The sequence below is a fragment of the Stieleria sp. JC731 genome (genome assembly GCF_020966635.1).
Taxonomy (GTDB): domain Bacteria; phylum Planctomycetota; class Planctomycetia; order Pirellulales; family Pirellulaceae; genus Stieleria.
Map to the genome: position 1 here is coordinate 117817 of NZ_JAJKFQ010000001.1, position 25514 is coordinate 143330.

Below are 25514 nucleotides of genomic sequence, written 5' to 3' on the forward strand. Positions count from 1 at the left end.
TTACGCTTCTCGGGCCGGGAAGTTCAAAAACATGGCTTGCCGTACCGGGGTGCCAATGGGCATAATTCGCGGCTCGATAGAAATCCACTAAACGCTGACGACGACCAAATCTGGTTCAACTGCGATGGCAAAGAGCAAGAAGAAAGCCGAAACCGTCTTCCTGGTTTGCGAAGAAACTGGCGATTACAACTACACACTCAAGCGTAAGCCTGGCGGCGAAAAGCTGCGACTGAAGAAGTACTGCCCACGCGTGCGTAAGCACACCTGGCACAACGAAAAGAAGAAATAAGCTTCCTTTCAATCTGGCAGCCGCGGGCTGTCGCAGGTGAAACAAACCCGCTCGGTGCGTTTCCTACTGCGCTCTCGTTAATCCCAGCCTCGGTTGTCACGAAGACTTTCGCTGTCCAGCTAAGTCACGAAGCTTCTACGCAATGCGGTTCGCTCGAATCGCGTTTCGGTCGCAAGTCAACTTCCTAGAACGAGCACGAGTCAAGGATGAAACGAAAGTGGCGGATCGTACCTCATGATTCCGCCCGCGTTGAGCAACTGATCCGCGGTTCTAAATTGCCTCCCGTGGTCGCTCAGCTGTTGGTCAGTCGCGGAGTCTATGACGCTGCCGCTGCCGATTCGTTTCTTTCAACGAAGCTGACCGGTTTGCGTGACCCTGCGCTTTTACCAGGTATTCCCGAAGCGACAGAGATCGTTGCCGAAGCAGTCGCCGCAAAGACGCCGATCGTAATTTATGGTGATTACGATTGCGACGGGATGACCGGCACCGCCATTCTGTACAACGGTCTGAAGCTGCTCGGCGCTGATGTGTCTTACCACATCCCCAATCGTTTGGAGGATGGTTACGGACTAAATGCTGAGGCGATTACAAAGCTTGCCAATCGCGGCAAGAAAATGATCATCTCGGTCGACTGTGGCATCACGAGTTTAGCCTGTGCCGAGCTATGCAAAGAGCTTGGCCTGAAGCTCGTCATCACGGATCACCATACGATTGATGAGAGTCTGCCTGATGCTGATGCGATCGTGCATCCGCGTCTGCCGGGGACCAGCTATCCCTTTGGCGAGTTGTGCGGTGCAGGCGTCGCGTTCAAGTTGGCTTGGGCCCTGTGTCAGAAAATCTGCGGTGCCAAGAAAGTCACCGAACCGATGCGACGCTTTCTGATGCAATCGCTATCGCTGGCGGCCATTGGAACGGTTGCCGATGTGGTTCCACTCGTCGATGAAAACCGAATCTTGGTTTCTCACGGTCTTCGAATGCTGGCCGCCGAGCCTTCACCTGGGCTGACGGAATTGATGAAGGTTGCCAAGATCGCTGAAGGCACGACTCTCAATACCGAGACGATTGCGTTTTCGCTCGCACCACGACTGAACGCCGCGGGGCGATTGGGGCAGGCGCAGCTTGGCGTCGAGCTGTTGACTGCACCGGCAGGTGAGCGAGCACAGTCGCTGGCAGACTACATCGATCAATTGAACAAGAATCGTGATAGCTTGCAGCGAAGCGTGACATTGGCCGCTCAAAAGCAGGTCAAAGAACGGTTCGATGCCGAGAACGATCCGGCATTGGTTTTGTCCGGGGTTGGCTGGCACCAGGGAGTGATTGGTGTTGTCGCCGGTCGCTTAAGCGATAAGTACGGCAAGCCGGTCATCATCCTTTCGATGGATTCGTCAGGGAAAGCGGATGCCGTCGGTTCGGGTCGCGCCGGCCCAACGACAATCGATCTGTATGATGCACTGGCTTCTTGTAGCGAACGGCTTTCGAGGTTTGGCGGGCACAAGGCCGCAGCCGGTATGAGTATTGACGAACGTCAGATTGACGCGTTTCGTGAAGAGTTCTGTGAATCGGTCGCACAGCAGATTGCGGAGTCGAAAGCCGAGCCTGAAATCATTATCGATGCCGAGGCACCATTTGGGCAATTGAGTCTGAATACCGTAAAGCAGATTGAAACGTTGGAACCGTTCGGCGAAGGCAATCCCCGGCCAACGTTGCTATGCCAGGAAGTGACTTTGGCAGAGCCGGCCCGCAGGATGGGTTCGGGTGATCGACACTTAACCGTTCGTCTCGATCAGGGCGGCAAAGTGATACGCGGAGTCGCGTTCGGTGAAGGCGATTGGTGCGAAGAGTTGAACGGATGCGATGGGCCAATCAACGTCGCCTACCGACCGGTGATCAATGAGTTCGGCGGTTACCGACGCGTCGAAGTTCATATCGTCGATTGGCGGCCGTCGCGAAAGCAGGTCTCAAAGCCATCGGTCAAAGTGAATAGCTGAGTGTCGGTCTCGGTTTGTGATGTCACTTAACCGTGGCTAGCGCCATTGCGGCTCAAGGTACAACAACTGAGCCGATACGCGCTAGCGTCGGTTATCCACCACCCTGATCCCAACCACTCAACCGTGGCTAGCGCCAATGCGGCTCAAGGTCAAACAACTGAGCCGAAACGCGTTAGCGTCGGTTATTCCGATCTTTTCAGGCTTCGCTTCAGTTCTGTTGCTGCGGCAACCGGATCGTCCGCTTGGTTGATCGCTGCGGTCACTGCGATGCGATGGAATCCAGCCGCTGTCACCGCGTCGACATTGCTTGCGTCGATGCCACCGATCGCAAATGCCGGTCGAGGCGTTTGCTTGGTTCCGACGTGTACATCGTTTAGAAACTTTAATCCCGGATGAGACTCAAACGACTTCGTCTTGCTAGGGAATGTTGGACCGCACCCGATGTAGTCAGCGCCCTCCGCGATTGCGTCATGGACTTGATCTAGGTTGTGTGTCGAAACTCCGATCAGCATTTCATCGCCAACGATTCGACGGGCTTGCTGAACGGTCAATTCGTCTTGGCCAACATGGACGCCATCGGCGCCAGCGATGATGGCCAAGTCAGCTCGGTCGTTCATGATGAACAATGCTTCGGTTGAACGGAGTGCACTTGCGATTGCTTTGCCACGCTGGACCAATTGGCGGTCAGATGCCCGCTTGTCACGTAGTTGAAAGACATCAACCCCTGCTTTGTGTAGTGAGCTGACATGATGGACCAATTCTGATTCGCTACCCATTGCGTCGACCAGCACATAGAGGGTGGCATGGGACAATCGGGTTAAGCGGTCGTTGAAGATCGCTTTCAACTCGCAGTCCTTCATCAGCGTATAGCTTCGATAGCGAATCGATTCGATCTGTTTGGCGAAGGCCGCGTCGACCGTTTTGCCGTACTCCTCAATGACGCGTAGCGACTGTTGGATTCGCTGTGATGCGGCAGCCAGAACGTCACTCAGTCGAGATCGTTTGTATTCCTGATCTGTTTGAACGCTGGTGCCGACATCTGCGTCGGTATCACGACTTCGAAGCAAGTCTTGGCGGTCGAGTCGTTTGAGAGCGGTGGTCAGATCGTGTCGCAGTCGCTTTAAGTTCTCGGTTCCCTGGGCGTCGTCCAGTCCGAAGCGGTAGAACTCTTCAATCGTCCGCAATCCTTCAGAAACTCGATTCGCGGAAGCGTCCAGGATACGATAGGTGGTTTCTCGAGTATGGCTTTCCACGTGATTTCTGTGCGGATCAAAGATGATGAAAAAATTCAGGCGACGATCAGTGGCGTTTTTAAGTTTGCTTTTGTGTGCCGGCTTCGTGACCGATGTCAGCGCACAGCGGAAACAAAATCCGGCGTTTGCCGAACCGGAGATCCAACAAGATCTGCCCAACGTTTTGTTGATCGGTGATTCGATCTCGATCGGGTATATGCTGAACGCGCGAGCAGCACTGGCTGGCAAGGCGAACGTTTTTCGACCGGCGACGAACTGCGGACCAACGACAAACGGTGTGAAGAATCTTGACAGTTGGCTCGGTGATCGTCACTGGGACGTCATTCATTTCAATTTCGGACTTCATGATTTGAAATACATGGGGCCCAACGATCAGAACCTAGCTGATCCGGAATCCGAAGGGGCCCACCAGCAGGTTCCGATTGACCAGTATGCCGAGAACATCAAGGCCATTGCACAGCGTTTGAAGAAAACGGGTGCAAAAGTGATTTGGCGTGAAACATCGCCTGTCCCCGAGGGAGCGAAAGGTCGTGTTCCTGGTGATTCGGCAAAATACAACGCTGCTGCAGCACGTGCGATCGAAGAGGTTGGCGGAATCCAAACGGATCCGTTTTTCGAATTCGCGATGTCTGTTGCCGAAACACAGCGTCCCGCGAATGTGCACTACACATCCGAGGGATCAAAGAAGCTGGGCCAACACGTTGCCGAGGTCGTCGAGAAGGCACTGCAATAAGTCGACTGTTTGTCCAAGCGATTGGTTCATGGCTTGCCTATGCCTCAACCAAGGGGTGTGGTTGCGGCAGTGTAGTGTTGGGATAGTCATGTGAGGGGCTGGGGTGTCAAACTTCCGGCCCGGTGACTCGCGAAGGCAGTCATAAGCCAGTGCAATCGTTATGTTCGTTTCAACTCCATGCGAAAGTCAATTCGCGTCAAGGGATCAAGTCACTTTACCGGCGGTGGGTAGGAAACTGACATAGTTTCGATAGTGAGGGAGCTGCTGATCGGCCTCTGGTCGATCGGGTGCGGACCTCGACTTACCTTTGATTAAAAATTTTGGAGTTTGATAATGAAAAAGTTCGCCAATAGCATCGTTGAGTTTCTGAAAGAAGAAGATGGTCCAACTGCAGTTGAATACGCTGTGATGTTGGCTTTGATCGTCGTCGTCTGCCTGGCAGCCGTCGGAACGATCGGTACCGAATCGAACAAGAAGTTCCAAGAAGTCGGTGCCGCGATCTCGGCTAACTAACCGAGTGGCGCAGCTCTCTTTCGGGAATACCAACCCGGACATGCCCCAACGTCAGCAATGGCGTTGGGGTTTTTTGTTTGGGTCTGCGACGAATCACTTTTGCTGCGGTCTGAAAATCGTTTGTCACGTGACCAAAACAGTCAATGATGTGAAGCATTGGGGGTTTGGTCGATCTTCTATCTGAGCTGCACTGCGTGCTTGCGGTAGGTCGTGCTTGCGGTAGGCACTGAGCGGCAACCAACATTGTGGAGACTTGTTGATTGAAGCCAAAGTCCACAGCGTTGACGGCACCAGTTTCTTTGCGATTGCCTCCGCTTTGGTCTGAAAAGGTTCACCGTGCAAAGTAGCAATTCTGTGCATTCTTTCTCCCGCTGTCGGATGGAAAGGCCTCTTCAACCGCTACATCTGGTTTAACGGCAACGCCTTGGTAGCTGGAAAACTTTGTTTGAAGCGACTTTTTTGACACGTCCATTTCCTGACATAGGTTTCAGTCGAGAGCGGGTAACGAGGCCCGCTTCCGAGGACCAGACCAAAGACGGTCACCGCGGTCAACGGACAGCTTAATCCCCTGATAAAGGCAAACCGTTCGTAAGGGCGGGGCGCAAAGCAACGGGTCCTTATCACTTAAGGACAGCCGGGCTGCCGAGGGACGATCGCCAGATCACCGAGGCTTCAAGGAGACGTGGCTGCTTCTTTTTCGGGACCTTATTCACGTTGAATGGGCCCACTAAGACAACGTCGGAAGTCGGTTCTGAGAAGCAATCGGCTTTCACCCGTGGAGTTTGACTAATGAAAAAATTTGCAAATAGCATCGTTGAGTTCTTGAAGGAAGAAGATGGCCCAACCGCAGTTGAATACGCTGTGATGTTGGCTCTGATCGTCGTCGTCTGCTTGGCAGCTGTCGGAACGATCGGTACCGAGTCGAACAAGAAGTTCCAAGAAGTTGGAACGGCGATCGCCGCTAACTGATCTGGTTCTTGGCGGCCTTGTGGTTTGCCAATAACTGTTTGAGAGATTCTCGACGTCTGATCGGTGAAACGCCAAAACCTTTCACCGGTCGCGTCGAGTTCTTTTTGCGCAACAGAATAAACATGAACTATCCACTGCTTCCCGCTGACGCGACCGAACATGTATGGCAGCTCACATGCTGTTTCATCACGTTGCTATTCGCGATGTTCAGCTGGGTTTTGGGTCCGCGTTGACGTCAATCCACTGACATTGCCCCACGCCCGATCGAAGCACGCCCACAACCACCTACCAAATACAAATTGTTCGCTACGGGGAGTTTCTTCATGGATACGCTAATCCAAGGAATCACAGAGAACTGGACTGTCTGGTTCGTCACTGTTGTCTTGATCGTGGCAGCGGTCATCGATGGCAAGATTCTGAAAGTGCCAAACTGGTTGACCTTTCCATTCATCATGTGTGGTTGGATCAATTGCACGCTCGAAGGTGGCGCGGCCGGTTTGGGCTACAGCTTGCTAGGAACCTTTGTCGGCATGATGTTGTTGCTGGTTCTTCGCAATGTTGGCGGCATGGGCGGCGGTGATGTGAAACTGCTGATGGGTGTCGGAGCTTGGTTGGGAACCGTCGTTACCTTGTATGCCTTTGCCGCGACCGCAATCGTCGGCGGGATTATGGCAGTTGTCATGGTTTGGAAGAGCGGTGAGTGGACAAAGCACTACGCCCAAGGCATGCAAATTTTGGAAGAATGGAAAACAATTCGTAAGCCATCGGAGCTATCGAAGATCGCCCGTGAGCGAAAGCCGACCATGTATCTTCTCCCATACGGAATTCCCATGGCAATCGGCTCAATTCTCTATTTTGCCTACGCGGGAATGTTGGTCTGAACGTAGGCTCAGAAGTCCGCATCCGGACACCAGAAAAACCGCCCAATTAAGGGGTTGGTTGATGGTTTCCGGGTGCTGTTACTGGCAGGCCTTGCGGATTGGGAAGGGTGTGTCAGACAGGCGGTTCTGAACCGTTGCAGCGATCTTAGGCCTGCAATTCTTGCTGTTGTAGGCGGTGGCCTCCGGATACCGAGTGAAAAGAGCGGGTCGGAAGCTTCCTTCCAGCTACGTCCTCCTCACCCGAAACGTCTATTCCCTGGTCCAGCACCAGTTCGAGCCATGCGAAACAAATCACTTTTCCTGTTGCTTGCCGGAATCTGCGGCACTATTGCGGCCGTCGGGGTCGGACAGTGGATGCAGGCCCAGAACGGTAACACCCAAATACAGATGGCTGAGATCCTGGTTACCACCCAGGCCATCAATGCTGAAGAGCAGATCACGCCGGACAAATTGCGTTTGGAACAATGGCCTGCTGACCGGATTCCTGCGGGTGCATCAGCGGATTTGACACAGTTCGAAAATCGTTTTGCAAAGGTGCCGCTTTATGAAGGCGAACCAATGCTTGACGTCAAATTGATGAACGAAGTTGAGGATAAGGTTGTTCCGCAAGGGTATTCCGTCGTCTCACTTGAAGCCGGACGCGATGGAACGGTCAACTTGGTTAGCCCTGGCGACCGAGTAGATATTCGTGGGTTCTTCACCAAAGGCGAGTTCTTCCCGCGAGACACCGCGCTGGATGTGTTGACCGGAGTGAAGGTTTACGGCATCGACGGAATCACGAAGTTCGACGAGGAGACACCTCGTCCGCGAAACGCACGCAACATTCAAATGCTGATTCGCCGAGCTGACGTAGACGCCTTCGACTTCGCCAAAAAGCTTGGCGAGATTTCACTCTCTCTCGGCAGCCCCGCTGCTGACGAAGGACGACTGAAAGACGGTGAGATGAGCGAGTCCGCGAAAAAGTTCTTGCAGGATTTGCAAGAGCGTCGCGATGAGCAAGAGCGACTACGCAAGCTTGCCGAGCAAGACCAAACCGACAAAGACGATAGCGAACCGGCACCCGTCAAATCCAACGGAAAGAAGGTCATCCACACGATGATCAAAATGGAAGGTGGACGCTTGGTTCAATACGAATGGCTGGAAGGTGAATCGCTGCCACGAATCAGTGGTGAGCTGAATCCGACTGGCGATGCGGCAACCGAATCCGCATCGAAAACCGATAACGACGATACACAAACGACCGCCGGCGGGGACGACTTCCTCCGTGGTGCCGACAGCCCGTTTTTCGCCCCGACAACGGGAGAAGCTGGCGAATAGTGCCCGTCTTCGTTTGATGTAAAGATAAATTAGAGTGCTCTGCGGTCCTCGCGCCGCGAGCTTGACCCAAACTTTTTAACCCGACGTTACTCGCAACGAACTGAAACGAAACGGACGTCTTCGTACTTTGGGATTTCCCAAATACCAGTTCTGCAAGGATGCATCTGCGATGGAAATGTTCCGATTTGCGGTCCGCCCCGCCGCGCTAAAAATAATCGCTCTTCTCTCGGCGACTTGTTTCGCCTCGGGCGCCGGAGCTCAGGAAGCTGAGTCAACAACATTGACTTCGGCGATGACGGCTGGTGCGGTTAACCACACCATCACCCGTCCCCTTGAGCAGATGCAGATGCTGGTCAAGTCCAGCTCCATTCTGACTCTGGAAGCAAAGATTCCTCGCTTCCAAGTGCACAACGAGGAAGTCTTGGGTGCGACACCGATCTCGCAGAATCAGCTGCAGATCTTTGCGAAGACCCCAGGGACGACCGCAATCAACCTTTGGGATACCGCTGACAAGCAATACACGGTGAATATCACCGTTATTGCGGATGCTCGTGAAATCGAAGGCATCCTTTCGGCTCAGTTGCCACTGGCAACCCTGAAGGTCATGCCCATCAACGCGTCGGCGATCGTTTCCGGATACGTCACAAGCGTTGATGATGTCGACCGTGCCATCGCGATTGTCGAACAGTACTATCCAACGGTCGTTAACAACATCCGCGTGATCGGTGTCCAACAGGTTTTGTTGCACACCCGAATCATGGAAGTCTCGCGTACCAAGCTGCGTGAACTTGGTGTCGACATTTCATGGACCGACCAAACTCGGTTTGCATCAAGTGCGCCACTGGCGATTACCCAAAGCGATGCGACGAACGTCTTCAGTGGTGAAGAGTTTTTGACGCTGATTAACGCTTTGCGTCAACAAGACCTGATCAAATACCTGGCCGAACCCACCGTCGTTGCGACCCATGGTCGACCTGCACGTTTCACCGTCGGTGGTAAGGTTCCTTACACGGTTCCATCGGGCAACGGACAGGTTACGGTCGCCTACGAAGAGTACGGCACCTCGGTTGACTTTCTGCCTTTCGTCGTCGGCCCCGGCCGGATTCGTTTGGAAGTTCGACCTGAAGTTAAAGAACCAGACGACACACGTGCGATCATCGTTGGTAACACAAACGTGACTGCCTTTAGTCAGCGTTACGTCGAAACCGCGGTTGAGCTTCAGGCTGGACAGACTTTCGCGATTGCGGGTTTGTTGCAAAGCCGTACAGAAGCGACCACGCACATGACGCCAATCTTGGGTGAGTTGCCAGCGATCGGAATGTTCTTCCGAAATGTTCGCGAACAACGCAACGACGTTGAACTGTTGATGACGGTGACTCCTGAGCTAGTCGACGCGATGGATCCCCATCAAGTCCCACGTGGAGGCCCAGGTTTGAACAGTGCCTCGCCTAACGATCACGATCTGTACTACAACGGTCACATCGAAGTTCCCAATCTGCTTGGCGGAGACGGATGCTCGATGGAATCGGATCCAGGTCGATCGGCAAGCGAAAGCCTAATCCATAGCAACGTGATGCAGCATGGTGCAATGATGCCACGCGGCAACCTTTCGTCACCTGAATTGATGGGAATGCCCACCGGGGCCACCATCACCGACAGCAACCTTCCGCAAGGTGCAGTCATCCCAGGTGACCAACCAAAGGTCGTCGGTGACGGTGTTGTGGTAAGCACCCCCGAGGGCTACTGATTGCCCAGGGCTGTGACGTGGCATCGATCTCCCGCGATCGATGCCACACGATTGCCGGATTTGCGAAACGAGTATAAGCCCGGCATTGATGAAGGAATTGAAATGATCCATCGGGTGAATCTGCTATGACAAATGTGCTAAGAATCGCGTTGGTTGACCCCAATGACGATACACGTGAATCACTCAAAGGCATGCTGTTGAGCATGGATACAGTCTGGCTTGAAGCCGACTGTTCACGCTATGAGTTTTTCCCGGACATCATCGAGCAGACCGCACCCGATGTCGGTGTGATATCGCTCGATAACGACAACGAAAAAGCGATCCGGCTGATCACCAGATTGGCTGGCGACTCGCCTGAAACGGTTTTGTTGGCGGCGAGTGAAAGCACCGACGGACATCTGATTCTTCAGACGATTCGTGCAGGGGCACGAGAATTTCTTACCTTGCCGATGTCGCACGAAGATCTTTCTGCGGCCTTGGGGCGTGTTAGCCAACAGAAGTTCGGCAGTAGCGAGGGCGGGGCTCGTGGCTGTGAAGTGATCGCGATTGCAGGGGCGACCGGTGGTGTCGGTACGACCAGTACCGCTGTGAACCTTGGCTGTATCTTTGCGGCTGACAATCGAAATAGCGTCGCACTTTTGGACTTGGATTTGGCACTGGGCGATGCCGACGTCTTTTTAGATGCGATCCCCGATTACACCCTTGCTGATGTCGTGCAGAATGTCTCGCGACTTGATATCCAGCTGCTAAAGCAGTCGTTGACCAAACACTCAAGCGGTCTTTATCTGCTGCCACGCCCGGTTGAGCTTCACGACACTCAGGGAATCACCGACGAAAGCCTTCGGAAAGTGATCGGCCTGTTGAAGGCAACCTTTACGCACTTGGTGATCGACCTTTCAAAGACCTACAGCCCTGTGGATATGGCGGCAATCGAAGCCGCGTCTCAGGTGCTGTTGATTACGCAATTGGATTTACCATGTTTGCGTAACGTCGTTCGACTGATGATGAGTTTCGAAGAGATCGACGGGCTACAGGACAAAGTCGAAATCGTGGTCAACCGAGCCGGTTTGGAGTCGGGCCAGATCAGCTTGAAGAAGGCAAAGGAAACGCTGGGACGCGAGATCTATGCGTTGTTGCCCAACGACTATCGAACGATGGTTGAGGTTCGCAATAACGGTGTACCACTGATAAACCAGGCACCAAAGTCCGCGATCACACAAGCGATGAAGGATCTAGCTGGCAAGCTGATGGGCGAAGAAGGGGCTGGCCAGCCAACCGAAGGCTCCAAGTCTTCGGAAAGCAAATGGAAAATGTTCTGGCCGGGATCCGCAAAATCCTAGTCGTTGCCAAACCCCAGTCGTCTGGGTGATCAGCCTTCGGGGCGATCTTCTGTCTGACGCGAATGAAAATCGAAAACGCCGCGGGATGTAATTTCCTCGCGGCGTTTTTGTTTTGGCCACTGGGGGCGCTCGCCAAACCGATGAAAGCCCAAACGCTGCGTGCCGGAAATACCTGTGCCACGCCCTTCGGTTATAGTGTGGGACTCTAATATGCGAACAGCAACGCCAGTTCGCAGTTCGAGTATCCCCGCCTCGCCCTCCTTTTGCATTTGATTGCCAATGCGATCTCTCCCCGCCTTGCTCATCGTTTCTCTGACGCTTTGTCATGCCTTTGCACAGCAGCCGAATTTACCGTCGACAGATGCGGAATCGGTTCCCGAAAACTTGCAAGATGATCAGTTGGTTGCTTGGTGCATCGTCCCCTTCGATGCAAAAAAACGTAACCCTGCCGAGCGTGCGGCGATGCTACAAGGCCTAGGGCTAAAGCGAGTTGCCTACGATTGGCGAGCCGAACACGTCGCCGAATTTGAAACGGAAATCCTGGAGTATCAAAAACACGGAATCGAGTATTTCGCATTTTGGGGCGCTCACCCAAAGGCATTTCAGCTTTTCGAAAAGTACGGTCTACATCCTCAGATTTGGCAGACGCTCCCATCCCCGGCGGTCGAAGGCCAAGCGGCGAAGGTCGCTGCGGCATCGAAGGCTTTGTTGCCTTTGGTTGAACAGACACGTCAGGCAAAGTGTCAGCTCGGACTGTACAACCATGGCGGTTGGGGTGGTGAACCGGAAAACATGGTTGCGGTCTGCGAATACCTTCGCACCCATCACGATGCGGACCATGTGGGGATTGTTTACAACTTGCATCATGGTCATGGGCATTTAGATACCTTTGCCAAGTCCCTTCAGTTGATGAAGCCCTACCTGCTGTGTTTCAACTTGAACGGCATGGTGGCCGAAGGTGACCAGCACGGGAAGAAGATCTTACCGCTCGGCGAAGGTGATGCCGAACTGCGATTGATCACTGATCTTGTCGAATCTGGATACCAAGGTCCGGTTGGGATCATCGGGCATACACAAGACGACGTTGAACAACGTTTGCAAGACAATTTAGATGGTCTGCACTGGTTGTTGCCTCAACTGTCTGGCGAGGCTCCTGGACCAAGGCCTTCGCTGCGGACCTATCAGCGTCCTCAAGCCAAACCGGTTTTGTCGAAACCGACTGACGCGGATCAGTCCAGCTATATCGCGCCAGAGTATTCCAGTGAGCTTGTTCAGACGATTTCAAATCTCGCGAACAAGACCGGCGATCGGCAACAAGGATTGATCGCGTTTGGGAACGCCAAAGCGGCTTGTGTCTCCTGCCACCGCATCGGTGATTATGGAGGAACCGTTGGTCCCGATCTGACAACAGTTGGGAAGCAACGTTCGACGGCTGAAATTGTGGAATCTGTTTTATGGCCCAGTCGGCTGATTGCCAAAGAGTACGTCGCACACGCGATCTTGGATGACTCCGGGAATACGTTTCAAGGCTATGTGGTTAGCGAAGATGATCAGCTGCTGGTGTTAAGAGACGGGAATGGTAAAGAGCGGAACGTTGAAATCCAGATCGATGAGATCGAAGCGCGTCGCGAAATCGGGACGTTGATGCCCGACAATCTTGCCGCGACGATGACGAAGTCAGACTTCATTGACATGGTGCGATTCTTGAAGTCATTGGGAACTTCCGAAAGCCTTGATGCCGACGTCATCGATTCGGTGATGTCTCATGCACAAGGTCATGCCCATACGCCGGAAGAGTTCCCCTACGATCGAGCTCCTTTGAATCCTGAACTGCATCCTGATTGGACGGAGCAGGTCAATCGCGATCGCGTCTACGACTTTTACTCCAAGCAAGCCGATTACTTCAGGCAACAGTCCATTGTTCCGTCATTGCTGGCTGAGTATCCGGGGCTTGATGGTGGATCCTTGGGTCATTGGGGCAACCAGAACGATTCCGTCTGGGCAGATGGTCGATGGAACCAAACTGAATTGGGGTCAATGATCGCGGGCATCTTTCGCGATGGCAAGCAAACCATTGCGCGTTCGGTCTGTGTCGATCTGGGTGGGCCTAAAAGTACTGCCGTTTGCTTTAATCCCGAGTCACTGACTTTTGTTGCCGGCTGGGAAAACGATGGCAAAGACACCTCCAAAGGTTTTGTCGGTTTCTCGGATCATCGTCATGGTTTCTTGTCCGGTATCGCGCCCAACGGAAAGCTTATAGCGTTACCCAAACAATCACCTCCGGCAAACGCGGATTACAAAGGCTTTTATCGTTTCGGCGACCGAGTCTTGTTTGCATACGAAGCCGACTCCATCAAGTATCTTGTCGAGGCGCGATTGGCTGATGGTGAAGTCCTGATCGATGCAACAAAGTGGGCAGAGCATCCGCTGGCAGGCAGACTTTCAAATGCGCCTCGTCAGTGGCCGGCAACGCTGGAAACGGAAGTCATTCTCGGAGAGCAAAAGCCATACGCGATCGATTCGATTGAATTGCCTTGGGAGAATCCCTTCAAGGCTTTGTTTTTCTGCGGAGGCCACGGCTTTCTTCCAGACGGTTCGGCGCTCGTTTGTACGATGCATGGTGACGTTTGGAAAGTTAGTGGCTTCGAGTATCCGTCCAAACATGCAACCTGGAGTCGATTTGCTTCTGGTCTTCACCATCCTCAGGGTATGGTGATCGATCAGGATGGTATCTTCGTTTTATGTCGCGACCAGGTCACACGGTTACATGATTTAAACGAAGACGGCGAAGCTGATTTCTACGAGTGCTTTAGCAACGCGTACGAAACGTCACCTGCAGGTCATGACTTCATTTGTGGATTGCAACGAGATCGTGACGGTTACTTTTACCTAGCATCCGGCAACCAAGGCATCGTCCGTTTGTCGCCCGATGGGCAGCGTGCCGAAGTCATTGCGACCGGATTTCGAAATCCCGATGGGTTAGGAGTATTACCTGATGGAACGGTAACGGTCCCGTGTTCAGAAGGGTCGTGGACACCATCGTCGATGGTTTGTGCCTTTAAGCCAGTCGAGCCATTTGCTGGTGCCGGCAAAGATATACCGCATTTCGGATATCGCGGTCCGATAAACGATCAGTCGCCTTCACTGCCATTGGTGTATCTGCCACGCGGGATTGATAACTCCAGTGGTGGGCAAACTTATGTGTCGAGCAATCGCTGGGGCCCACTGGATGATCAGGTGCTGCATTTCTCCTTCGGGACAGGTACCTACTATCTACTGCTTCGTGATGAGGTGTCCGGTCAGGTGCAAGGTGCGGCCGTGCCACTGCCAGGTGAATTTGCTTCGGGTGCTCACCGAGCCAAGTTCAACCCACATGACGGGCAGTTGTATGTCAGCGGAATGCAAGGCTGGGGGTCTTATACGCCTGATGATGGGAGCTTTTCACGAGTTCGTTACACCGGTGATCAGGTTCAGATGCCAGTGGGATTTCACGTGCATCGCAATGGGGTAGCAATTCAGTTTGCTCAGACTCTAGATGCCGAATTCTGTCACGAGCCCGGCAATCACTTTGTTCAGGCTTGGAATTATCGGTACAGCTCTGCATACGGATCGCCCGAATTCTCAACGCGTCACCTTGGGGTTCGAGGGCACGACACGCTAGCGATCAAATCGGCAAGCATTTTGGACGATGGCAAGACTTTGTTTCTTGAGTTGCCGGAGCTTCAACCGGTGAATCAATTGCATATGCGTGTTCAGTCGTCTGCAGGTGGCTTCCATGACTTGTTCGCAACGGTGCATGCTCTTGATGAAGACCGTACTGATATCCCAGGGTATGTTTCGTCTTCAAAGAAAGTGAATCCGCACCCAATCGTTTTGGACATGGCGATGGTGACACGGAGCGTTCCCAATCCCTATCAAAAGAAGATCAACAATGCACGGAAAGTCGTTATAGAAACGGCAACCAACTTGTCTTATCGCACGCGTCACTTTCGTGTTCGTCCGGGCGAGGCGATCGCATTAACACTGCGCAATCCGGATGTGGTTCCACATAATTGGGCGTTGGTCAAACCAGATGCACTTGAACGGATCGGGGGAATGGCCGATCGGTTGATTTCCGATCCAGACGCCTCGCTCCGGCACTACGTTCCCGACAGTGAAGACGTCCTGGCCTATACCGATGTAGTGGTGCCACGCGACGAGTTCACCGTTTATTTCCGAGCACCCAAACAGCCGGGAAGGTATCCGTACCTTTGTACCTTTCCGGGGCACTGGAAAGTCATGAATGGCGAGATGATCGTCGAATAGTATCACTGTGCCGATTGGCGGGTTTACGAGGGTGTCTGGTGACCATTGATGGTGCCGCTGAGACACATTTCGTGGACGAGGAAGAGATTGCCGTTTAGCCTGAACTGACCGGCAAATGGGGGAACTTTGATGTCCGCCAACCGTCAAAAGCTGACGCCTTCGCAATCGGTACCAGATGAGCCATTCACGAAAACGCCCAGTCCGTCGCCGCACCCGCCGTGGGATGCTGCTCGAATCCCTCGAAAAACGTATGGTGATGGATGCCAGTTTGTCTGGATTCGTCTTCATCGATAGCGACGGTGATGGCGTGCATGGCAGTGGTGAAGATGGTTTGCCAGGTGTCGAGATCACTCTTTCGGGAACAACAACTGGCGGCGAGCAAGTCGAACAATCTTTGCTGACCGGCAATGACGGCTCGTATCAATTTGATGAGCTTTCGGCGGGCACCTATCGCATTTCCCAACGACAGCCCGAAGCGACGGTTGATGGGCAAGAGTCGAGCGATCATTCGGGTGCAGTTGTTGGCAGCGATCAGGTGTCCAACTTGGTGGTTTCGGCTAATCAGAACGTTGCCAACGTGAACTTCGCAGAACGTGCGTTAAAACCCGGCTACGTCAACATGGCTTGGTTTTTAGCATCAACACCTTCGCAAGCGACCATGCTGCGAGAGAGTGTTGCCAAAGGCGAAGCTCTTGCGGGCAACCAGCAGCTGGCGGATGCGATTCGCAGCGGTGCAGCGGAAGCTCCTCCAACAACAACGGATCCGAATCCCAACCAGAATGACACACCCACGGTAGCCGCTGATGCTTATACCGTTGCAGAGAATCAAACGCTAACTGTTAGCGCGTCCAATGGCGTTTTGAAAAATGATTCAGACGCCGATGGGGATTCGTTGTCAGCGTCCGTCGTTTCGGCACCGGGCAACGGCACGTTGACTTTGGCAACCAATGGTTCGTTTACATATGTACCAGATGCTGATTTCTTCGGCACCGATACGTTTACCTATCGAGTGAACGATGGGACTGTGAATTCGTCCACGGCAACGGTGACGATCACCGTTACCGAAGAAGTCACCAGCCAGAACGAGTTTACGGTTGACGAAAATGCCGCGACCGGCACCTTCGTTGGGCAAGTCGAAGCGTCAAGCAGTCTTGGAAGCGAGGTCGTCTTTGAAGTTGCCGATTCATCCGTCGCATCACAGTTGCGATTGCTTCCCGATGATCACTACACAGGTGAAGGTGACGCGGCGGCGCTACTGATCGAGTACTTCGATCTGTCATGCCCCCATTGTGCCGACATCCACGCGGTTCTGAAGCAGCTGCAAACGAGTTTCTCGAGTGATCTATTGGTGGTGCGACGCCATCTAGTTCTTGAGAACAACGGCACTCCGATCTTTCCAAACAGCGAAGCCGCTGCAATTGCTGCTGAGGCAGCCGGGCGACAAGGTAAGTTCGATGGGATGGTCGACTTGTTGTTGACTAACCAGGACGACTGGCGAAGCGCAGCGAGTCCGGCAACGTTGTTCAACAGCTATGCTCAGCAATTGCAGTTGGACATGAATCAGTTCGCAACCGATCAGCAGGACCAAGCGATTGTCGATCGAATTGATCGAGACCGCGCATCTGCAGCAGACTTGGGGCTTAGCTCCACGCCGTCGTTCTTCTTGAACGGATCTGCGATTTCCAACCCCGAAACATTGTCGGCATTCACGACGGTCATCCAGACCGAGGTTGATAGTTCTGACCGAGTCTTCGCACTTGACCGACTTACCGGCGACATTAAAGTCGCCGATCCGGATTCACTGGATTTTGAAACGACGCCGACGTTTGAATTCACTGTCAATGCGACAGGCAGTGGATCCGAATCGATCGATGTGACGGTAGATTTGTTTGACGCCAACGAGATCGCGCCTGTCGCTCAAAACGATTCTTATACCGCCGTTGCTGGCACTGAACTGGTGGTGAATGCGGCGGACGGTGTTTTGGCGAACGATACCGATGCTGACAGCCAGACACTGTACGCAACGCTGATCACCACTCCAGGAAATGGGGCAGTTACATTAAACGAAGACGGTTCGTTTACTTACGTTCCTGACAGCGGGTTTACAGGGACGGATACATTCACCTATCGGGCTGATGATGGGAATTTCCCGACGGCCGATGTCACCGTCACCATCAGCGTTGGTGATGCTCCTGTGGCGACAGCCGACGCATATTCGGTGGGCGAAGATCAGACGTTGACTGTCAACGCAGCGAACGGGGTGCTGGCCAACGATACCGATCCAGACTCCGGAACACTGACAGCACAAGTCGCAAGCGGTCCTAGTCATGGCTCGCTGACACTGAATTCCGATGGCTCATTTACCTATGTTCCTGAAGCGGACTTCAGTGGCGATGATAGTTTCACCTATCAAGCTAGCGACGGAAGCGGCTTCTCAAGTCCCGTAACGGTCGCGATCACCGTCACAGATCAAAACACGTTCAGCATCAACGAAAATTCGAATGCGGGTGTCCTGGTCGGCACCATCGATCCAGAAAGCGAGTTAGGCGATACCGTGATCTTCGAAGTCGATGATCCAAACATGCCTGCCGAATTACGTTTGGGTGCAGTGGATCACTTACATGGCGATGCCGCGGCGCCGGTTGTCTTGATCGAATACCTGGATTTGTCATGTCCACACTGTGCAGATGCGCATGCGGCCCTAAAGCAACTGGAGACCGAGTTTGCCGGTGAGCTTTTAGTTGTTCGACGTCACCTGCTGTTGTTCAATTCGAGCACCAACAGTTTTGTGTTCCCGAACAGTGAAGAGGCCGCATTTGTCGCTGAAGCGGCTGCACGTCAAGGCAAGTTCGATGAGATGGTCGATCTGTTATTCACAAACCAAGATGATTGGCGAGCACTGGCGGATCCGACTTCGGTGTTCAACGGATACGCTCAGCAATTAGGGCTCGATCTGACTCAGTTCGCCAGCGATCAACAAGATGCGAACCTTGAAGCGAGAATTGTTCGCGATCGAACTTCGGCATCAAACTTGGGACTGACCTCGACGCCTTCGTTCTTTTTGAATGGCCAGTCGATTTCGAATCCTGAAACGGTCCAGGGTTTCCGTTCAGTAATTCAGGCGGAACTTAACGCGGTCGATGAAGTTTTCTCACTCGATCGACTGACGGGTGAAATCTTTGTCGCTGATCCGGCCGAGCTTGATTTCGAAGTCAATCCATCGTTTGCGTTGGATATCACTGCTAGGGGAACTTCAACAGAAGCGATCGACGTAGTGATCGAACTGCTGGATGTTGCTGAGTAACGATCGAAGCTAGAACAGTTCAATACTGCCTTCTTCTGAGGTTGCGATCGCATTGCCGCGTTCCCAGCACAAATCTGGGTCAACTTCGGGCTTGAAAACTGCCCAGACATAGCCCGCTGGGGTTTTGATTTCTAACGTCGATGATCCGTCGCCGCATGCGATGCACTTCTGCTGAACGCCTTCGGATGCGATCGGGATGCCAAGTTGTGAGTCCACGCCGTATTCGAGCAGATGGTTTTTAAATCGGCCGAACAGTTGGTTGGCAAGTTCGCCGATCCAATCGACCGGATCATTGGCGCCACCGTCGCACAGTCCTCGAACCGTTTTGATGGGAGAAACAAGGCAGATAAAGTATCGGACGCCTTCTCCAACAAGTTCGATGGTTGACGAGGCCAAGTCGAATTCCAATTGGCACTCTTCTGATAGCTCCGAAGATTGCAGCCCTTCCTCACCAACGAGCAAGCGAATATCCACTTCGCCGTTGGTGTAGTGTTCGAAAAGGCTGGTTAGTGACTGAGTCAAGCCTTCGAGACAGATATCTTGTGCGAGTTCACTCATGTCGCCTCACCTCTCTGGTGACACTTGGTAGTTTTGTAAGTTGCCACATCGTGACAATTGGGGAATTCCATTACGGCGGATTGCAGTCAGGTTTTCGAGGGTCAACCGAGGGTGATCCCGGTGACTGCCGTCCCTTCGCAATGTCGCGCGTTACGAACGTGTGTCCGTTCCTTGGGCTGAACCTGTGCTCGAAAGCGCCGCACTTATCTAAAACAGTGCGATTTCGCTCACATTTTCGGCCTTGTACGTGGCCAATCGCCTTGATTCATGCCACCAGATAGTACCCCCAGGGTTGAGGGGCGGTGGAGCGATTGATTTGATTGAGTAGAAACCATCATCCGAAAGGGATTTCTCCCCCGGTGACTGGTGCTGAGAGGACGCTAACACCTGAACAGATCAGGTATTAAGTAAGCTCAATTTTATCGCTCGTGATACGCAGTATACGTTCGCTCAGCGGATGGCTTTGACGCTTTGCATCGAGTGCGACCGTTTCGGAAAGTTGCGAATGAACTTGAGGATCGGTATCGGTAGGCCAAGCAATTAAGAAGTCACGATTGGGAATCGCTGCAAAGACTTCGCCGTTGGTTTCACCAGTCAGTTCCAGAATGATTTGTTGACGAATCTCTGGTATCAAGATTCGGGCCGCATCGTACCCATCGCCCGTTTGGATTGCTGCAAGTCGCACATCACCTGGCATCACAGCCATAGGAAGCTGTGGCATTGAGGCGACGATATTTTGTTTTCCGATTTCGATCGCATCGATCGCGGTTTGCTTCCAACGATCGAGATCTGCTTGACGAATGTAGGCATATCCGCCATCGCTATCGATTACCAAGCTTGAATGCACATCATCGGCAAAAGGAAACGTGATCGCGTTGGCGATGTTGGTCAGTTTTGCACTTACCAATTGGACCCGCAGACGCGTTCGGGCGTCGTCCCATTGCTCAGGGATCGCTTCGGTCGAACTGGATAGCATCCGCAGGATCTGCGTGAATTTGTCACGAATCGCTTCGTCAAACTTGTCTTCGGTGAAAACGCCCTGTTGAAACTGAGCTAGCAGATTGGACATCCCAAACGTGACCGACCCATCGGTAATGACACCGGGCTCGTCACCGAGTTTGAACCCTTGAGACGGGAATTCTCGTTGCAGTACCGATAAGACACGTTCGGTAAACTGTTCAATCATCAGGCGTCCAAACACCGCGAATTGGGGAAGTCAATGGAGAACGAAAGGTTCTGTCTGGCATCACATCACCCAAACGTATTTTCGCGAGACCGAAATTGGCAAACAATTATGAAAGTCAGCCGATACGGGATTTCAGTGATTGCCCATCGTTTCTGTTCGGTGTTTGCGGGAGCCTTTCCGACAGAACCCGACCTTTAGCCTACTCGTCGACCGTATTGGTCGCAACGCGACTGCAATGTTTGATAACAGGCTTGAGAGTATTCACCGCCCCGTTGGCTTGTCCCGCTAACGCCAAAATTTGCATGCCTGGAACGGCTCTGCGATGATGTCGCGAAGGCTTTTTGCATGCGACGCCACTTGGAGATGGACATGTTTCGGCAATCATCGGTTTCATCGGTGCTCTCTCGGTCAATGCTGATCGTTTGTGCGTTGGCGGTGTTGAGAGGACCGGTTTGGGCACAGCCAGCCTCGGAGGTGAATGTCCCGGAGCCGATCATCGGTACCGTTGATCGTCAGCCTTTCGAAGCAGGCGTCAAAAGACTTGTGCAGGCACTGGAGATTGCCGGCAGTCCGCTTTCGAGAGCTGATAAAAAGAAGCTTGATGAGCTTTGGCATAGCGAAGACAACACCAAAGTCGTTCGCGAAACGCAGGAGCTACTAGACAGAAAATGTTTGGCCATTGTGTCAATCAATCCCGAGAGTCGCGTCAAGGTCGCAGCAGGTCCGGTTGCAGCGGTCTTGGACCAAGGCGGATGGACAAATCTGCTAATCAAGGTCGTCAATGAAGCCGGGGTGACAGCACCGCTGGTCTGTACCAGCCCGCAAGCGGCGCCGATGGTTCGGCGCAGCAGTTCCGCCGCCGAACCACAGCTATCAATCACGCCTGCTGATGCACAACGGCGTTGGCTTGATATCGCGATGTATAACTCTCAACCGCTGCAGCCCAGGCTAAGTGGCTTGGGGATCGAGTACCGAATCGTTCAGCTATACAGTCGCGATTCCGGAAAACGTGAAGCGACTCTGGCGATGGACGTCGGGCAGGGAACACAAGACTTAGGGTTTCGCAATGAATTTTCGGTTCTTTTCGATTGCCGACCGTCAGTTCCCGTTCGGCTGACAATTCATGACCACGATGGGAAGCCAACCACATGTAGTTTGTTGGTAACGGACCAATACGGTCGTGTTTACCCCAATCCGTCGCGACGGCTTGCGCCTGATTTCTTTTTTCACAGTCAGGTCTATCGATCCTCAGGCGAACAGGTAAATCTTGCGCCGGGGACTTATCAAGTCACAGCCTATCGAGGACCGGAATATCTGGAGACGAAGCAACAGCTACACGTCGAAGCTGGTAAATCCGCCGAACTGAAAATTGATCTCAAACGCTGGATCCATATGGCCGAACAAGGTTGGTTTTCGGGCGATCACCATGTTCACGCGGCGGGGTGTGCACACTACGAAAATCCTAGCCAAGGCGTCCAACCGGAGGACATGATGAGGCACCTCGTCGGCGAAGATTTGAACGTCGGCTGTGTTCTCAGTTGGGGGCCGTGTTGGTATTTCCAGAAGCAGTTCTTCGAAGGCAGCGTTTCAAAGCTATCGCGTCCGGGATACCTGATGCGATACGACGTCGAAGTCAGTGGATTCCCTTCCTCGCATGCCGGGCACTTGTGTTTGTTGCAGCTTCGCGAAGATGACTATCCGGGCACAGATCGCATCGAGCAATGGCCCTCATGGACATTGCCCGTTCTGCGTTGGGGGAAGGAGCAGGGCGGTGTTGTCGGTTACAGCCACAGCGGATGGGGTTTGGCACTGCCGGACTACCTTCCCGATGGGACACGGGGAAGTGTGCCTCGGAAATGGGGCGGTAACGTTGGCCGGGGCCGTTCCGCTGATCAGTTGCCTGACTATGCGATGCCACCGTTCGATGGAATCGGCGCGAATGAATACATCGTTACCGCCGCACATGACGTTTGTGATTTTATCAGTGCCGTCGATACACCAGCGATCTGGGAATTGAATATCTGGTATCACGTGCTGAACAGCGGATTCAGAACTCGCATTAGTGGCGAGACAGACTTTCCGTGTATCTATGGCGAACGCGTCGGACTGGGACGCAGCTATGTGCAGGTTCCCGGTGTCACTGATGCATCGCAGTTGAACTACGAACAGTGGGTGCAGGGACTGAAAGCGGGACGCAGCTATGTTGGTGATGGGATGTGTCACTTGCTGTCGTTTTCAGTCGGCGATACAGATTTGGGCGATGGCGGCGACTCGAAATCCAGTTCAAGCGAACTGCGTCTATCGCGACCGGGGATCCATCCCGTCCGTTGCCAAGTTGCCGCGTTGTTGCCCGCCAAGCAAGACGACCGTGGGCGAGCGATCGCACAGCGGCGATTGGATGAAAAACCCTATTGGCATCTCGAGAGGGCGCGGCAAGGTGATAGCCGCAAAGTCCCCGTCGAATTGATTGCCGGTGGAAATGTCGTCGGAACGCAAATGATCGAGGCTGATGGCAAACCGGTTGATTTGCAATTCAATGTCGAGATTGATTCATCGACGTGGTTCGCCGTGCGGGTGTTGCCATCAATGCACAGCAACCCGATTTTCGTCACTGTCGATGATAAACCGATTCGCGTTAGCCGCCGCAGTGCGTTGTGGTGCCGCGATGCTGTGGACGTCTGCTGGTCACAGAAACGAAACAACATTCGTCCTGATGAATTGGATGCGGCGAAGCAGGCATACGACGAAGCCAAAGCGATCTATGCTCAGCGTGCCGAGGAGGCAGCAGGCAACTAGATATTGGTCGTCTTAATAGGTCAGAGCTTTACTGGTCGGCGCGGATTTGTCGGCGACGAAACCATCGTCGCCGCGGTGGAGGGCTTGCCTGATGACCTGGCTGAGAGTTCAGCTGAGCCGAGTTCAAGCTCTCGACTTGGGATTTGAGATGCTCAATGACTTCCAAGCGTTTAGCCGCTTCGTTTTGAGCTGACAGCAGGAGTGGTAGAACACTCGCCGACATCGGTTTGCGGTCACACTGCATTGTCGATTCAAACAATCGCACCAAATCGCGTCCAAAGTCCTGCAGTCGCTCCGTGGAGGCTTCGATCGCGTGGCGTTCCGATTCCGGTGAATAACCGGTCGGTGCATCTTGGAAACGTACCTTGATTAAATCTGCAAGCCGATCCGCATCATGAGGCTCGAAGATATCGTCCGGTGACGTTGTCTGTTCGCGGTGAACGGGTATATCAGAAAGTAGAACCGTTTTCCCAAGTGAGCGTGCTTCTTCGACAGAAGTGCTCCAGCCTTCGAAGAGTGATGGTTGGATAACAAACGTCGAATTCCGATAGAGCTGCCATTGCTGCTCGCGTGGCACCATTCCAAGGATACGAATGCGGTCGGCAAGCCGATTCGATTCGATCAGCTGCTCTAGGCTAGGGAAGTGTTCTGGATTTCGTCCGTCAACCCTCGCGCCGGAGCAGACCAACAAAGGTGCTTTCGATTCTTGGTGCAGTCGCGCCCAGGCTTCAAAAACGACACGATGGTTCTTGTGCTGCCAGAACTGGTATGGCAGATAAACGTAGGGTTCATCGATTTGCAGTTCATGCATCACCGAATCCGGTGTGCCCGAGATGGCCGATGCGGGCGGATGGGTACGAAAACGCAGAATGAAAGTTCGATCTTCCACTTCGGGAAAGAAACGAAGCATGTCAGTCTGCACTGCCGCACTGCTGCACACAATTCGGTCGCAAGTCGCAGACAAAAAAGAAAACAGTTCGTCTCGATGCCGCAATTCGGCTGCGGAAAAAAACTCGGGGTAATGTTTGTGTTGTAAATCTGTAATCCAACCGACGCACTTGCCATCAAACGGGACAGCAGGCGGCGTGATCGCAGGAAAAAGTAGATCACAGTGTTCGTCGTTGACGCGACGGGCCAATTCATCGCGACGCGAAAGGTCCAGCAACAGTTCGTCTTCGATCAGGTGAATGCGGAACCAAGATGAATCGGAAAAGGCCGCTCCGGCGAGTAGCTTTTCACGTAGGCTTGTGGGGACGAACGCGACGACTTCGGGCACGCTGTCGTTGGGCAGGCTTGCCAATCCTTCCAAACAGTTGCGGACATAGTGAAGTCCTGCAACCCATCCTGCCCATTGTCGAATACTATCCTGCAGAAGCCAGAATGCGATCCGCATCAGTGTTCTCCGTAATCGATCGAATCCAGTTGGCGTAGATCGCTAAGCCGTCTTCAAGAGGTGTGACGTTCTGGATGGTAAAGTCGCTGTCGTGATTGATCTCCACCGCCCAATGCTTTGGGTCACCGGAGGAACTCTCGCCGGAAAATCGCAGCGGCCGATCCGAGCCCAGTTGCTTTAAAAACAGCTGAGCGATGGTTTTGATTTCGACCGACCTGCCGGTCGCAACATTGATGTAATGCGGATGCAGGTGCAGACGTGATTCGGGAGTTGTTACCAAGTTCCCGATCAAGTTTGCGATATCACGCGAGAACACGAAGTCTCGCGTTTCGGTCCCATCGCCGAATAAGGTGACTTCGGAATTCGACTTGGCCTTTCGGAAGATGTCCCATAGCACTTGTTTGCGAAGCCCAGGACCATAAGAACTGAATATTCGAAGGTTAACCGTGTGGATGCCGAAACGGCGACGGTACTGGTCTGTGATCAGTTCACATTGTCGTTTGTGTTTGCCATAGGGCGAAACCGGTTTAACCGGGGTTCCCAATGTGATCGGCAGCTTTTGTGGCTGACCATAGACGGCGGCGCTGGATAAGTTGACAACGTTTGAATCCGGCGAGTGCTTCGATATCGTGTCATAAAGCGACTCTGTCACCATGACATTGTTTTTGAAGTCCGCTTTCGGATCGGCGATCGAAGCACGCACACTCGCTGACCCCGCACAGTGAATGATCCATTGTGGACGTTCACGCGCAAGGATCATTGCCAAGCGATGGTCGGGCAATCGAAATGAATAAGTGCGGTCCGGCAGATCCGTCGCAAGTGATGGACTGCTGGATCCGGTGACAAACAACAATCGGTCACATAAGGGACGCACGACGCGGCCGATTGTCGATCCAAGAAAGCCCGATGCACCCGTGACCAAAACGGTAGACGGTGCCATGA

General features: G+C 53.3%; 17 protein-coding genes and 1 riboswitch. Of the genes, 12 read left to right on the forward strand and 5 right to left on the reverse strand.

What is annotated here, in order from left to right; translation table 11 throughout:
• Window positions 1-124 precede the first annotated feature (124 nt).
• Both rpmG and recJ read left to right on the forward strand, forming a co-directional pair.
• Window positions 125-289 carry a 50S ribosomal protein L33 gene (rpmG, locus tag LOC67_RS00385; protein WP_094412046.1) on the forward strand — a complete coding sequence of 55 codons (165 nt, stop codon included), beginning with the start codon at window positions 125-127 and terminating at the stop codon, window positions 287-289.
• Window positions 290-495: 206 nt separating this feature from the next.
• Complete coding sequence (recJ, locus tag LOC67_RS00390) at window positions 496-2277, forward strand: single-stranded-DNA-specific exonuclease RecJ (protein WP_230260330.1); 1782 nt, start codon at window positions 496-498, stop codon at window positions 2275-2277.
• Between the two features lie 182 nt (window positions 2278-2459).
• On the opposite strand, the gene LOC67_RS00395 is transcribed toward recJ, so the two are convergent.
• Window positions 2460-3530, reverse strand: a complete 1071-nt coding sequence (locus LOC67_RS00395; RefSeq protein WP_230260332.1) for a thiamine phosphate synthase — start codon at window positions 3528-3530, stop codon at window positions 2460-2462.
• 22 nt (window positions 3531-3552) lie between these two features.
• Here LOC67_RS00395 and LOC67_RS00400 point away from each other — a divergent pair, with 22 nt between their 5' ends.
• From LOC67_RS00400 to LOC67_RS00440, 9 genes are all read left to right on the forward strand, one after another.
• On the forward strand, window positions 3553-4263 hold the full coding sequence (locus LOC67_RS00400) for an SGNH/GDSL hydrolase family protein (protein WP_230260334.1): 711 nt from the start codon (window positions 3553-3555) through the stop codon (window positions 4261-4263).
• A 333-nt stretch (window positions 4264-4596) separates the two neighbouring features.
• Entirely contained in the window at window positions 4597-4776 is a 180-nt protein-coding gene (locus LOC67_RS00405; protein WP_230260336.1) for a Flp family type IVb pilin, read from the forward strand.
• 566 nt (window positions 4777-5342) lie between these two features.
• A riboswitch (cyclic di-GMP riboswitch) is annotated at window positions 5343-5423 on the forward strand.
• A gap of 142 nt (window positions 5424-5565) precedes the next feature.
• Window positions 5566-5745, forward strand: a complete 180-nt coding sequence (locus LOC67_RS00410) for a Flp family type IVb pilin (protein WP_095736645.1) — start codon at window positions 5566-5568, stop codon at window positions 5743-5745.
• A 323-nt stretch (window positions 5746-6068) separates the two neighbouring features.
• Window positions 6069-6626, forward strand: coding sequence for a prepilin peptidase (locus LOC67_RS00415; protein ID WP_230260338.1), 558 nt, complete (start codon window positions 6069-6071; stop codon window positions 6624-6626).
• Window positions 6627-6905: 279 nt separating this feature from the next.
• Window positions 6906-7943, forward strand: a complete 1038-nt coding sequence (gene cpaB, locus LOC67_RS00420; protein WP_230260340.1) for a Flp pilus assembly protein CpaB — start codon at window positions 6906-6908, stop codon at window positions 7941-7943.
• 175 nt (window positions 7944-8118) lie between these two features.
• Window positions 8119-9690 (forward strand): type II and III secretion system protein family protein, encoded by a 1572-nt coding sequence (locus tag LOC67_RS00425; protein WP_230260341.1) that lies wholly within the window; start codon window positions 8119-8121, stop codon window positions 9688-9690.
• Between the two features lie 125 nt (window positions 9691-9815).
• The gene (locus LOC67_RS00430; protein WP_230260343.1) at window positions 9816-11030 is read left to right on the forward strand and encodes an AAA family ATPase; all 1215 of its coding nucleotides are present in this window, start codon (window positions 9816-9818) and stop codon (window positions 11028-11030) included.
• Window positions 11031-11309: 279 nt separating this feature from the next.
• Window positions 11310-15335, forward strand: a complete 4026-nt coding sequence (locus LOC67_RS00435; protein ID WP_230260345.1) for a heme-binding domain-containing protein — start codon at window positions 11310-11312, stop codon at window positions 15333-15335.
• Window positions 15336-15510: 175 nt separating this feature from the next.
• Window positions 15511-18639 carry an Ig-like domain-containing protein gene (locus tag LOC67_RS00440; RefSeq protein WP_230260347.1) on the forward strand — a complete coding sequence of 1043 codons (3129 nt, stop codon included), beginning with the start codon at window positions 15511-15513 and terminating at the stop codon, window positions 18637-18639.
• Window positions 18640-18648: 9 nt separating this feature from the next.
• Here the strand turns inward: LOC67_RS00440 and LOC67_RS00445 are convergent, their stop codons facing one another.
• Entirely contained in the window at window positions 18649-19197 is a 549-nt protein-coding gene (locus tag LOC67_RS00445; RefSeq protein WP_230260348.1) for a hypothetical protein, read from the reverse strand.
• A gap of 403 nt (window positions 19198-19600) precedes the next feature.
• Complete coding sequence (locus tag LOC67_RS00450; RefSeq protein ID WP_230260349.1) at window positions 19601-20383, reverse strand: hypothetical protein; 783 nt, start codon at window positions 20381-20383, stop codon at window positions 19601-19603.
• Between the two features lie 345 nt (window positions 20384-20728).
• Here LOC67_RS00450 and LOC67_RS00455 point away from each other — a divergent pair, with 345 nt between their 5' ends.
• On the forward strand, window positions 20729-23179 hold the full coding sequence (locus tag LOC67_RS00455; protein WP_230260350.1) for a CehA/McbA family metallohydrolase: 2451 nt from the start codon (window positions 20729-20731) through the stop codon (window positions 23177-23179).
• Between the two features lie 28 nt (window positions 23180-23207).
• Here the strand turns inward: LOC67_RS00455 and LOC67_RS00460 are convergent, their stop codons facing one another.
• A complete protein-coding gene (locus tag LOC67_RS00460) occupies window positions 23208-24572 on the reverse strand; it encodes a glycosyltransferase family 4 protein (protein WP_230260351.1) in 1365 nt (454 codons plus the stop codon).
• Window positions 24541-25512: an NAD-dependent epimerase/dehydratase family protein gene (locus tag LOC67_RS00465; protein ID WP_230260352.1), complete on the reverse strand. Its 972-nt coding sequence runs from the start codon at window positions 25510-25512 to the stop codon at window positions 24541-24543. The genes LOC67_RS00460 and LOC67_RS00465 overlap by 32 nt, the downstream gene beginning before the upstream one ends.
• Window positions 25513-25514 lie beyond the last annotated feature (2 nt).